Here is a 10,447-nt window from a genome sequence, read left to right as displayed (position 1 = left end):
GCTTACTACTACTTCATCTCCTGCTAATATGTATGTTTCTTTTTGGCAAAATATATGTTCTCGAAAAAATACCCAAAACAATGTTGCCCAAGGTAATGACTGTGCAAAAAATCTCTGTATCGTTCTATAGCTTCCACCTTTTCCACACCACCTTGATATACCCAGCATCGTTATCCTTCCACTCATTGCCAGCATCGCTGATATGATTAAGCTCCAACGCCTCAAAGTTGTTCTTGTCGTGTATCGTTGCAAGCATTCCAATAGTGCTAATATATCTGGCATGGGCTTTCTGTGGTTCCTGAGTTATGGTTCTGGTAAACAATAACTCTACTACGGAAAGCCCTCTTTATTTTGGCGAAGGTATTGGTTGCTAGAAAAGTTTAAAATATGAAATTTATTCACCGATTATTGGATAGTTCATTTTGGGCATTAGTTTGCAAAGAAATCAATCAGATTCTGCGAAATAGGCAGGTGATTGTTATGCTGATTGTACCGCCTACGTTACAGTTATTACTCTATGGCTTTGCGCTTAATCCTGATATACACAATCTTAAATTAGGAGTTATTGACTATGCCAATGTGGCGACAAGTAGAGAACTAGTGACGGCAATGACCTCCAATCGAATTTTTACCCTAGAATCTGTACCCAGCAGCGAAAACGAGTTAAGCTGCTTGGTAGAAAAAGGCAACCTGGATGTGGGGGTGATAATTCCACCTGAATTTGCGCGTCAGGTGGCACAGCAGTCAGCCGAAATTCAGGTATTCATTGATGGAGTAAATGCGAATACTGCTGGTATTGCCCGCAGTTACATAACCCAGATTATCCAACAATATAACCGACGCTTGGAACAAAATCAGGTAACTCTTCCAGTATCACCCCAAATGGTGTTTCTTTATAATCCAGGACTAATAAGTAGTTGGTTTTTTGTGCCGGGAGTGATGGGTTTAGTATTAACCATAATAGGGACACTGGTTTCAGCGGTTATAGTTGTGCGGGAGAAAGATACAGGAACTCTCGAACAACTGCTGATGACACCGGCAACTAACTGGGAAATTTTGCTGTCAAAAATTGTACCTTTAATGTTCTTACTGATGGGGGATGTCTTAATAGCGCTTGTCTTAGGAGAATTAGTATTTAATTTGCCGTTTCGGGGCAGTTTTGTACTGTTTTTTGAACTGACGAGCATATATCTGTTTGTAACGATGAGTTTGGGTATTATGTTGGCAACAATTTCTGGCTCGCAAGAGCAAGTGATACTCACTTCCTTTTTTATTAATCTACCAATGGTGCAGACTTCCGGAGCAATTGCGCCTATCGAAGCTATGCCACCCTTTTTTCAAGTTCTGTCTTTACTCAATCCTCTACGTCATTACATCACTATTGTTCGAGGAATTTTACTCAAAGGCATTGGTTTAGACCTACTTTGGATAAATGTTCTACCATTGGTTGGCTTTGCCATTGTGTTATTGACTATTAGTATTAATAGGTTTCGTAAACAGTAGACATTTCCAAAATAGAATGTAAATTGCTACAACTAAATCAAAGCTAACACAAGCGATCGCATACCAATCTGGAGTAAATACTGCACCTTGATTGACTAAATGTAGCCCAATGTCCCAAAGTGGATGAGCCATCCAACCCAACATTAGCCACCAGTTTGAATAACGCAGTCCCAGTAAGGCAAATAAGCTATAAATTCCAAAACCAGCGACTTCGATAATTATCCATAATTGGCTAGCACCGCCTCCAATCGCAAAGCCGATGTAGATAAATGCAGTAACAACCAGCCCAATTGCTAGGATTTGTGAATCTGGTTTTGGACGAATTTGGGCAAGGGCAAGAAAGGAAATCGCACCTACTAAACCAAGCAATATCCAAAAAACAATAATCATCGTTGTATCGTTTACTAATCAGTGAGTTAGCTCGAATGTCACTAAAAAAACGTAAAATTTTTGCTGTGACTGGGTGTAGATATGTAGGGGTATGGGGTGTAGGGAAAGAGTGTTGTATGTTAAGTATTCTCCTAAAGTTCTTAGTTTTGACCGTGCAACCCCTATACCCTCACACTCTTACACCCAAAAGCCAGTCAGATAATAGGTTCGCGCTTTTCTTAGTGCTATTCGAGTTAGCTGCTTGAACATCCGCCTTAGAACTGGACTTTGGACTAAACAGCTAGATAAAGAAAGCAAGCAATTACACGTAGTACCGTAAAGTCAATGAAGACACATCAGCTTGTTTTTTATTTCTGACTTCTTCTTCAATGGGACAGGTTGCTGGATTTAACGCTATTTTCAGCTTACTGCTTGTCCTTTTCTTTATCCCGAACTCAGGTTAGATAAGTTTATCTAATGGATTTTTCAGTATTAAATCAGCCATTGTTGGGCACTTAAATCCATGAATATGACATCTGCCTATTTCAGACATCCAGGTGCAAGCTATAGCGCGAGGTTTGCGTTTGACTTGATTAATGATGAGTTCTAATATTGCTTCTCCACAATTCAGTCTGGGATAAGCTTCTAAAATTTGTTCTACTATTTCTCTGGGCAAATCTTGTAGTCTCACTCCGCCTACATCCATTGATGCCCCCATGTGAACTAGCGCTACTTCCGATTGCTTCCGGGATGCGATACCGATTGAAGTATGGAGTGCGATTGCATCCCATACTAACTCAGCTTTAGCTTCCGGCAGTCCGTTTTCAGCAAGAAAAGATTTTGCGGCATCTGCACCGTCCACTTCAAAGCGTTGGTTACCATCAAATTTCTCGGTTAAGCCCAAATCATGCATTACAGCGCTTAAATACAGTAATTCACGGTCATATTTCATCTCCTGTTGCCGACCAATTAAATCGGCAAATACGAAGGTTCGCAAACAGTGATTGTAGAGAAATTCAGGAGAAACTTCTTTTACTAACTTAGTAGCTTTCTGAACAAGTTCGCTATCTGGAATGGCGATATCATTGAGTGTTACCATATACATCTTCCTCGAAGTCATTGATTAAGATGCATAATAAGTTCAATCCCAGATTTGCAATAGTCCCCACTTGAGTACACTTGTAAATATGCTCAGAACTTTACACTTGTTGATTAATGCGATTTCTCTTGCTCCTTCCGAACTAGAACTTCGGTTGCGGTTTATGGACAGAGTTGGTGAATTATTTCAAGCTCACCATTGGAGTATTGCACTGCTAAACAAGTCTAATCAATTGGCTAGTATAGATATCAAAGGTTTACCTGATAGTTTTATTGATTACTATATTAATTACGGTGTGACCATCGATCCGCTAAGAGCCTATGTACTTAACCATCATGCGCCAATTCACGAGCAAGTATTATTTACGGAAGAAAGCTGGAAGCGCAGTACTGTTTATATCAATGGTTGCGGTCTGCAATACGATCACGAACATGTAATGACAGGACCAATTGTCGGTTCTGGTAAGCTCGTGGGATTAGTAAACTTTGCTCGCACCAGTGCAACACCTGCCTTTAACAGTCAAGATATAGCAATGCTTGGTACTCTCTGTATGCATATATCTGCCACATTAGGTATGTTAGAACTACAGCCCCAACCATATCTCCCTTTATCAACACAACTTACACCACGGGAGTTACAGATTGCCAGACTTGTAGCTCAAGGGTTAACAAATACAGAGATTGGCGCTGATTTATGGATTACTCAAAACTCAGTCAAACAAGCTTTAAAACGAATGTTTCGCAAACTTAACGTCTCTGCACGTACAGAGTTAGTTGCAAAAATTTTTGCCAAATACCCATGCTGAACAATGTATCACTTGTAGCAGTATGCGATAATTGTTATCCAACTCTGGAACCAAACGTTGGAAAATTTAGGTTCTTTCCCACTTTTGGTGATCCTGGTTGGTGTACATTTAAAATAAAGTCCTGAAGTTTCAGAGTCCTGAAAGCCTTGAAATAGCGTAGTTATGGTTTAGTTTAGAAACGGGATAAAGTCTTGAAGTTTGAGAGGAGAAAACCGCAAACCAGAAAAACTGAAAATAATAAAGTCTTAAAGTGTCACACAAGTAAGTTTACTTATTGTCAGAAACAATTAGATATGTATAGTGTTAAGGATTGAAAGTTTCTGGGTTAATTTGAGAGCGTGAATAAGTCGTATGATTGTGTGTCCTCAAGAGGAAATTGGCAAAACTGCTAGGCGCTAAAGCCCCAAAATTGGATAAACAGTAAATGGTGAAGGGGATGACAACATCATGTAGTTTTAAGTGCTGGAGGGCGGATTGTGGATGATCAAAATCAATCTAGGATTGAAATACATATATTTACTTAACCGTCAACCATAATTGTGCCAGTTTAAGGTGCGTTTGCCCTGAGTTCCAGGATTTTTTAGACAACCTTCCGACTAGGGGTAGTGTTACGGGGGCGCCCCCGTAACACTACCCCGACTAATGTCTTTCGGGGTAAAGGCATTCTCTGGTTTTGGGAAAGCCAGTTGAAGCACATATTTCAATTAAGCGGTAAGCGTTGCAGTTTAGATACCCAAACGTGGACAACTGACCGTAGTAACCAAATTGTGTTTATTGGTCGCAACCTGGATGCAAAGCAACTCTGGCAGGAATTAAGTCGATGCCATCAATTCCATATGGCTAAACTGAGTGTGAGCAATTGGACTGTACAACATGATTAATCTGAACTTCCCCCCAAGAAAAAAGAGCTAACTGTTGACCAGAGCGGGTTTCAAAGTTTTTTGATTCCCTGTTACTGGGTACAAATTGTCAAAGGGGCTTGCGGAGCGAGTTTGAGGCGTTGGCCCCCGTTTTTCACTTTACCACAGATGTGCAAATTGTTCTATCACTTACATGGGTACACATATATTGCCCATAAAGGCTAGGTTCTTTATTTAGCAAGGGTTTAAGGGCTATTTAGTACATTTGCACGGGGGGAAGTTCAGATTAATACAGTCGCCTTATATCTCACCATTCGCGTAACCAGAAATAAATTAAATGAAATAGGTATTGTTCAGAAAAGAGGATTTATTGTTTGAGAGCTTGCTGGATCTCAGCTAGTTTGTCTGTGAGAATTTGTTGCAAAGACATTAACCCCTCCCGGTCAGCAGTCTGTACTTTAAAGTCTTGGATTGTTTTGGAGAGCTTAATAATTTTTGACACTTGAGTTGCTTTCTTGGGGCAGTACTGAGCCAGAGTATCGTTAACTAATCGTTTAACATCACCTAAAGAGAGTTTTGATTGAATAACTTTTTGGGTGATTGACTCGCGGAGCGCAAGTGCTTCAACCTCGTCAACATTGAGTTGTTCAGCAGATAACTTATTGAGTTCTCTGGCTTTACTGCTTTCTAGTCCTTCAGTACGGATGACTTGTTTGAGGTCTGATGCTAAACTCATCAGAGGAAAAATATTGTTATTAATTGAGATGGGATTGAGCTGTAGACCCAAAAGAACCGTAATCACCTCTAATTCCTCAATTTTTCGTAAACCTGCTGTCTCCAGCCATTCCTGTTGCTCTTGCTCTGATGCCAATCGAATCTGATTCAGTTCTAGGTGCTTTTGCTCACGTCGCAGTTGAGTGATTGCAGTGTTGAGGGTTTTTGGAATGTCGGCTTGGAACTGCTTCAAGTCCGGATACTTGTAAACTATGAGTTTGACCAAAGCTGTTGCCAGATCCAGATCATGTAGTTTTTGGCTATGGATACTGGTGACTAGTTGCCCTAAAAAGACTTCCTCTGCTGCTAAAATCTGTTGTTTTGGTAACAAAACTGCCTTGAGCGTGTGCCAACCAATTAATTGCGCTGCTCTCCACCTCAGTTCTCCATCAAACAGGATATATTCTGACTGGGGTTGGGGAATCAGCACAATCGGGGTTTTCTGCCCATGACGCCGGAGACTCTCAGCACGTTCTTGGAGTTGGTAGAGAGGAAATGTTTGTCTTGGTTGCTCAGGATCAGGTTTGATTCGTTGGATCTCAATTTCATGGACTCCTCCACTATAGGCAAGTTGGTCTGTTAAGCCTTTAACTTGTTCCTCTAATGCAGCTTTTTCTTCAGCATTGAGCATTCCCGATCTGAGTTGGGTAAGTTCTGTCTCCAGTTCTTCAATTTGGACTTTAAGTTGATGGATTTGTTGGGACTGTCCTGCTTCTGAAAACAACTGCTTCATCCCGATTGGTTTGGGTGCTGCCATTTTATTCCTCCACCATAAGTTTGATAAGTTGGTTGACGATCGGATCAAAGTCTTTGTACACTTCACATCCGGGCCGATACAAATGCAGAGGCAGACCGACACCACAAGCTTTTAAATAGTAGTTTGATTCCCGGATATATGGGAAACAATGAATCCCCATTTGTTGAATGACCGAGGGTAAAGTTTCGGTTAAAGCGATGTCCTTTCTAGGCTTACCTTTCTTGTCCAATCCTAAAATGTCTCGATGTGTACCAACTTCGTATAGATCAACACGAGTCGGAACAAATCCTACTAGTGATGGTTTTGGTCGTAGTCTCAGTTCATCCACCTTGTTATAATACCAATCCAACAGATCGGCAAAACTGCCAGTGTCTTTGTATTCAGGTTTGATTGCAGCTAGGACATGAGTACTAGCTGCTAGTGCCATCAGTCCCATTGGTTCTAAGGAGGCTGGAGTATCGAAGATGATTAGGTCGGCATCTAGGGGATAGTCTTCTAAACGGGGTAAAAGTAGCGAAGACACTGTTGGCGAATTCGCAAAAGACTATGCGCTTGTAGTTAATTCAGCAATGAAACGATTGAGAGCTTTAAGTGCCGCTTTGTAACCAGTGGCTTGTTTACCTAACTTCAGCTCCAACAAAATGCGATCGCGTAAAATTTCAAGTTCTGCAACAGGCAATCCAACAGACTGTTTTGCGATGGGCTGCGGAGCGCTTTTGGCGATCGCGGTATCAGATGTTTGATGAAACTCGCTCTGCCGTGTAATACTCGGTTGAAGTTCGTTTTCTAGTCGAATCGGAGCGAAAACTTCTGATTTTACCCGTGTAATACTTGGTTGAGGTTCTAATTCTGCCGATGTGAAAAATTGAATATCACCTTGATTTTACCGTGTATTACATGGATAAGACTGCTTTTTAATTATTTCCTCCAAATAATCTGCTCTGGTTAATCCCAAACATTCAGAAACAATACCTAACCTCTTCCAAGTATCATCTGTTAGTCGCAAAGAACGTACTTCACGATAGTCATCATTTTTGAGTGTAAACTTACCTTGAATATCCCTTTTGATCTTTTTCATAAAACTTTTTCCATGTATTACACGGAAAGTCTACAAACTTTTATCGAAAAAATCAACTGCGTATTACACCGAAGGAGGGATTTCTCAGGTGAGATTTCTCCATGTAATACACGGTGAAATATAGTTGGATTTTTAATTAAGAAGGTGTATTTTGTAGCTGTTTGAAGCGAGACGAGCGAGTTTTGGCAAAGGGTATCCCACTAAGCCAAGCATCCAACCTGACTAAATTCAGTGCCGTAGCAATGAGAATATGCTGAAGATGGGTTTTAACCAATCCGATGTAGCGAGAGCGGCGCAGGGCAGAGCGCCTGATACCTTGTGAATGTGTTGCTTCTATGCCTGCACGCTGGTTGTAAGTTTCTTTCCATTCAGGTGTCTGCTGTTGTTGTCGCCGTGACTGAAGCGCAATTTGACGTGCTTGAGACTGAAGACTTAATTCCCGTGGTTGAGTTTTTGATTGGGTACACTTTGAACGTACCGGACAGGCTCGGCAGGTACTGCCCAAGAATCGAACGTCAATGATGGCTTGACCTTTGACATCGCTTCTTGGTATCCATTTGGTACTTTTATGTCCTTGTGGACAAGTAACTACTTTATTATCCCAATCCACTACAAAATTAGTTGTATCAAATCCAAGACCTGCTTTTGCTTGCCAACTGGGGTCTGGTCGCACTGGCCCAATTATTTCTACGTCATAATCAGTCTTGCTGTTGACCAAATACTCAGCAGCAGTATACCCACTATCCATTAAATGTTCTTTTGGCAGCAATGTTTTAAGAGCTAGTGCTTCATGAATCGGTGGGACTGCCTGCTCATCAGTAATAGTGGATAGCGTCGTGTGAACATTTGTAATGAAACGAGGGCTATTTTCGTCACAAATCTCCGTCATGTGTACTTTGTAGCCAACCCAATTGACGCTGCGCTTGGAACTATAATGCGCTTCGACATCATGAGGAGAGTGAATTGCCAATGTTGATGGTGGCATATCTTTGACGCTACGCCATTTTACCGATCCATCTTCTTGTGGGGCATAAAATTGCTGTACCCAGATTTGACGAAGAGTTTCCACGGCAGGCAGTTGGCGTAACCAATCTGGCGATGTTGATGTATAAATTGCTTCTAGTAGAGTTAATCCATCTGCGCCAATCGTACTGCCTAAAGCTTCTCGCTCTGAATCCAATTTAGGTAAGCGATAGTTTTCTACACGACGACCGTAGCGGTCAAACCAATCTGGTTGAATGTGGGCAGTTAACCACTCTGGCACAGCTACTGCTAAACTATCGAGGGCGGAACGCATTCCTTCTCCTAATGTTTCCAGTCGATTCAGGGAGCGGATTGCTGCCACCACATGAGTTGAATCTGTGCGCTGTCGTCGATGGGTTTTTAATAATCCTTTTGACTGTAACTGGCTCAAAAGTATGTCCAGTAGCTTTTGCTCCATACCAGAGTTCACCAACCGAGTCCGAAACTCAGATAAAACGGAGAAATCAAAGCCACTGTCTGTTAACGGTAAGCTTAAGGCATATTTCCAGTCAATTCGCGCCCGCACTGCGTCTGCTGCTTGTCGGTCTGATAAATTTTCCACAAACTGCATTACACATATTAGTGCTAGTCGCCAAGGGGACTCTGCTGGTTGTCCCCGTTGCGAAAACAACTCTACAAAAGCTTCATCTTCATAAATACCGCCCAATGTATCGCGTATCTGTAGGTAAATATTTCCCTTGGGAAAGGCAGCACGAGCCACCTGTACAGTTTCAACGGGTATGTCAGGTATATTTTGGGGATGTATCGACATATTGACTCATGCCCAACTGTAGGAATTTATTGTTGATCCTACTCCTTTTTGAGATGTCCTATTTGAATTCGCCAACAGTGTCTTCCCGATATTTACCCCTACTAGTAAGTTAGTGACTTTGGGCGGATTATCCCTGATTTCAATTACCCTTTCCTTACCAATATTTTTGTCACTGATTAATCCAATCTCGTGCAGATGGATCAGGGTACGCTTGATTTGTTCAAGTTGAGTTTTACGACGTGAGATTACCTGGTCGTGGAGTTCGGCTACTCGTGCTTTTCTTTCTTCCCAGGTTTCAAGGTCAAGATTTAACTGGTCAACTACCCAGGCGATCGCATCAATTTTGGTTTCGATACCATCTTGAACACCCATAAGTTCTTGTACGAGTTGTTCTATTTTACTTTCTTCGCCTAACTCGCTTGCTTCTTCTATCTGTGACCAAAGTTTAGCAGCATCTAAGCTTAACTCTTTGAGCGTGAGTTGATTGATTTCGCGTTCAATTGCTTGAGCCATAATTTACTTTTTGATATGAAAAACCAGTAGCAGTTACCTAGTTACCTGCTACTGCTTGTTTACTAGGAAGAGTTGATGCTTGAAGGGAGATTGAGCTCAAGGGGTGACAAGCACCCGAAAACCTTTATTCAACAAGGGTTTAGAGTTTTGAAGCTGCGAATATAATCAAGGTACAAATAAAAATGATAATCATTCTTTTGGGGAGGAGTAGGAGAAACCGCACAGCGGTTTCTCCTACTCCTGGTTGATTTGTTTTTCAACAAAAAACTTGAAGTTTAGGGCTTTTATTAATATAAAAAATGATTGAAATAATTAGTGAAAAACAATGACTACAGTCAGATTATTATGATAATCAAGCTTCTTTTAGTATTGACATAGCTCTTAAACCCTTTTGGTAATTGAAAATTTTATGACGGTTTATATTGATAATATCTTGGACAATATCTCCTAAAAAATCCCAGGCAATAATCCATAAATTACCGTAAAGACCTAACCAAAAATTACTGTGTCTTCTTGAACGTCGTTTAACTTCATTCAGTCTAGATATATATTTTTGAAATCCTGATTGTTTAATCAACTTACCTTTTAATGTCGAAATTGTATAAGCTATTGCTATTAGTAAAATCAAGTTGGTAAGGCGGTGAGTATTAGCTTTACTACCCTCAAGATTATAACCCCCGGTTTTACAATCTTTAAACATTGCCTCAATTCCCATACGATGACGGTAAATTTTTATAACTTCTTCAAAATTATCTAAGAGCATGTTTGAAAAGTTTTTCGGAGTTAAAAATTATGCTAATCGCCTCACCATAATGCGTATCATGGCAAGATAAATAAAAGTCTCGGATGTTTCAGGCAACAACTCATAGTCTCGAACTAATCGGCGACATCCCA

General features: G+C 40.9%; 12 protein-coding genes and 2 pseudogenes. 4 read left to right on the top strand and 10 right to left on the bottom strand.

Annotated features, from left to right (window positions below; all coding sequences use genetic code 11):
* On the bottom strand, positions 1–225 hold a 225-nt coding region (locus ACE1AT_RS03355), incomplete at its 3' end, for a transposase (RefSeq protein ID WP_374865892.1).
* Here ACE1AT_RS03355 and ACE1AT_RS03350 point away from each other — a divergent pair.
* Entirely contained in the window at positions 203–325 is a 123-nt protein-coding gene (locus tag ACE1AT_RS03350; protein WP_374865893.1) for a hypothetical protein, read from the top strand. The two genes, ACE1AT_RS03355 and ACE1AT_RS03350, sit on opposite strands and share 23 nt — an antisense overlap.
* A 62-nt stretch (positions 326–387) precedes the next feature.
* On the top strand, positions 388–1,503 hold the full coding sequence (locus ACE1AT_RS03345) for an ABC transporter permease (RefSeq protein ID WP_374865891.1): 1,116 nt from the start codon (positions 388–390) through the stop codon (positions 1,501–1,503).
* Here ACE1AT_RS03345 and ACE1AT_RS03340 read toward each other — a convergent pair.
* Together ACE1AT_RS03340 and ACE1AT_RS03335 are read right to left on the bottom strand one after the other, a co-directional pair.
* A complete protein-coding gene (locus ACE1AT_RS03340) occupies positions 1,465–1,893 on the bottom strand; it encodes a DUF6010 family protein (protein WP_374865890.1) in 429 nt (142 codons plus the stop codon). The genes ACE1AT_RS03345 and ACE1AT_RS03340 overlap by 39 nt on opposite strands.
* Before the next feature lie 439 nt (positions 1,894–2,332).
* The gene (locus ACE1AT_RS03335) at positions 2,333–2,971 is read right to left on the bottom strand and encodes an HD domain-containing protein (protein WP_374865889.1); all 639 of its coding nucleotides are present in this window, start codon (positions 2,969–2,971) and stop codon (positions 2,333–2,335) included.
* Positions 2,972–3,059: 88 nt separating this feature from the next.
* Between ACE1AT_RS03335 and ACE1AT_RS03330 the strand changes: the two genes are divergently transcribed.
* Entirely contained in the window at positions 3,060–3,776 is a 717-nt protein-coding gene (locus ACE1AT_RS03330; RefSeq protein WP_374865888.1) for a LuxR C-terminal-related transcriptional regulator, read from the top strand.
* Between the two features lie 605 nt (positions 3,777–4,381).
* Entirely contained in the window at positions 4,382–4,657 is a 276-nt protein-coding gene (locus ACE1AT_RS03325) for a GTP-binding protein (protein WP_374865887.1), read from the top strand.
* Positions 4,658–5,003: 346 nt separating this feature from the next.
* On the opposite strand, the gene ACE1AT_RS03320 is transcribed toward ACE1AT_RS03325, so the two are convergent.
* From ACE1AT_RS03320 to ACE1AT_RS03290, 7 genes and pseudogenes are all read right to left on the bottom strand, one after another.
* The gene (locus tag ACE1AT_RS03320; protein ID WP_374865886.1) at positions 5,004–6,167 is read right to left on the bottom strand and encodes a ParB/RepB/Spo0J family partition protein; all 1,164 of its coding nucleotides are present in this window, start codon (positions 6,165–6,167) and stop codon (positions 5,004–5,006) included.
* Between the two features lies 1 nt (position 6,168).
* Positions 6,169–6,690: a ParA family protein gene (locus tag ACE1AT_RS03315; protein ID WP_374865885.1), complete on the bottom strand. Its 522-nt coding sequence runs from the start codon at positions 6,688–6,690 to the stop codon at positions 6,169–6,171.
* A gap of 21 nt (positions 6,691–6,711) precedes the next feature.
* A pseudogene (locus tag ACE1AT_RS03310) lies at positions 6,712–7,245 on the bottom strand (hypothetical protein).
* A gap of 136 nt (positions 7,246–7,381) precedes the next feature.
* The gene (locus tag ACE1AT_RS03305; RefSeq protein WP_374865884.1) at positions 7,382–9,040 is read right to left on the bottom strand and encodes an IS1182 family transposase; all 1,659 of its coding nucleotides are present in this window, start codon (positions 9,038–9,040) and stop codon (positions 7,382–7,384) included.
* Between the two features lie 6 nt (positions 9,041–9,046).
* Positions 9,047–9,553, bottom strand: coding sequence for a hypothetical protein (locus tag ACE1AT_RS03300; RefSeq protein ID WP_374865883.1), 507 nt, complete (start codon positions 9,551–9,553; stop codon positions 9,047–9,049).
* 352 nt (positions 9,554–9,905) lie between these two features.
* Positions 9,906–10,316 carry a hypothetical protein gene (locus tag ACE1AT_RS03295; RefSeq protein WP_374865882.1) on the bottom strand — a complete coding sequence of 137 codons (411 nt, stop codon included), beginning with the start codon at positions 10,314–10,316 and terminating at the stop codon, positions 9,906–9,908.
* Positions 10,317–10,343: 27 nt separating this feature from the next.
* Positions 10,344–10,447 (bottom strand): annotated as a pseudogene (locus ACE1AT_RS03290) (IS5/IS1182 family transposase); the annotation flags it as partial.

This window comes from Pelatocladus sp. BLCC-F211, assembly GCF_041928655.1.
Taxonomy (GTDB): Bacteria; Cyanobacteriota; Cyanobacteriia; order Cyanobacteriales; family Nostocaceae; genus Pelatocladus.
Note: the sequence above shows the minus strand (reverse complement) of the source record. Positions and strands in the feature narration are given on the sequence as shown.

Bases quoted from the DNA above. Each gene is read 5' to 3' on its own strand.
- ACE1AT_RS03350 (WP_374865893.1), top strand. From the start codon at position 203: ATGATTAAGCTCCAACGCCTCAAAGTTGTTCTTGTCGTGTATCGTTGC.
- ACE1AT_RS03345 (WP_374865891.1), top strand. From the start codon at position 388: ATGAAATTTATTCACCGATTATTGGATAGTTCATTTTGGGCATTAGTT.
- ACE1AT_RS03340 (WP_374865890.1), bottom strand. From the start codon at position 1,893: ATGATTATTGTTTTTTGGATATTGCTTGGTTTAGTAGGTGCGATTTCC.
- ACE1AT_RS03335 (WP_374865889.1), bottom strand. From the start codon at position 2,971: ATGGTAACACTCAATGATATCGCCATTCCAGATAGCGAACTTGTTCAG.
- ACE1AT_RS03330 (WP_374865888.1), top strand. From the start codon at position 3,060: ATGCTCAGAACTTTACACTTGTTGATTAATGCGATTTCTCTTGCTCCT.
- ACE1AT_RS03320 (WP_374865886.1), bottom strand. From the start codon at position 6,167: ATGGCAGCACCCAAACCAATCGGGATGAAGCAGTTGTTTTCAGAAGCA.
- ACE1AT_RS03305 (WP_374865884.1), bottom strand. From the start codon at position 9,040: ATGTCGATACATCCCCAAAATATACCTGACATACCCGTTGAAACTGTA.
- ACE1AT_RS03300 (WP_374865883.1), bottom strand. From the start codon at position 9,553: ATGGCTCAAGCAATTGAACGCGAAATCAATCAACTCACGCTCAAAGAG.
- ACE1AT_RS03295 (WP_374865882.1), bottom strand. From the start codon at position 10,316: ATGCTCTTAGATAATTTTGAAGAAGTTATAAAAATTTACCGTCATCGT.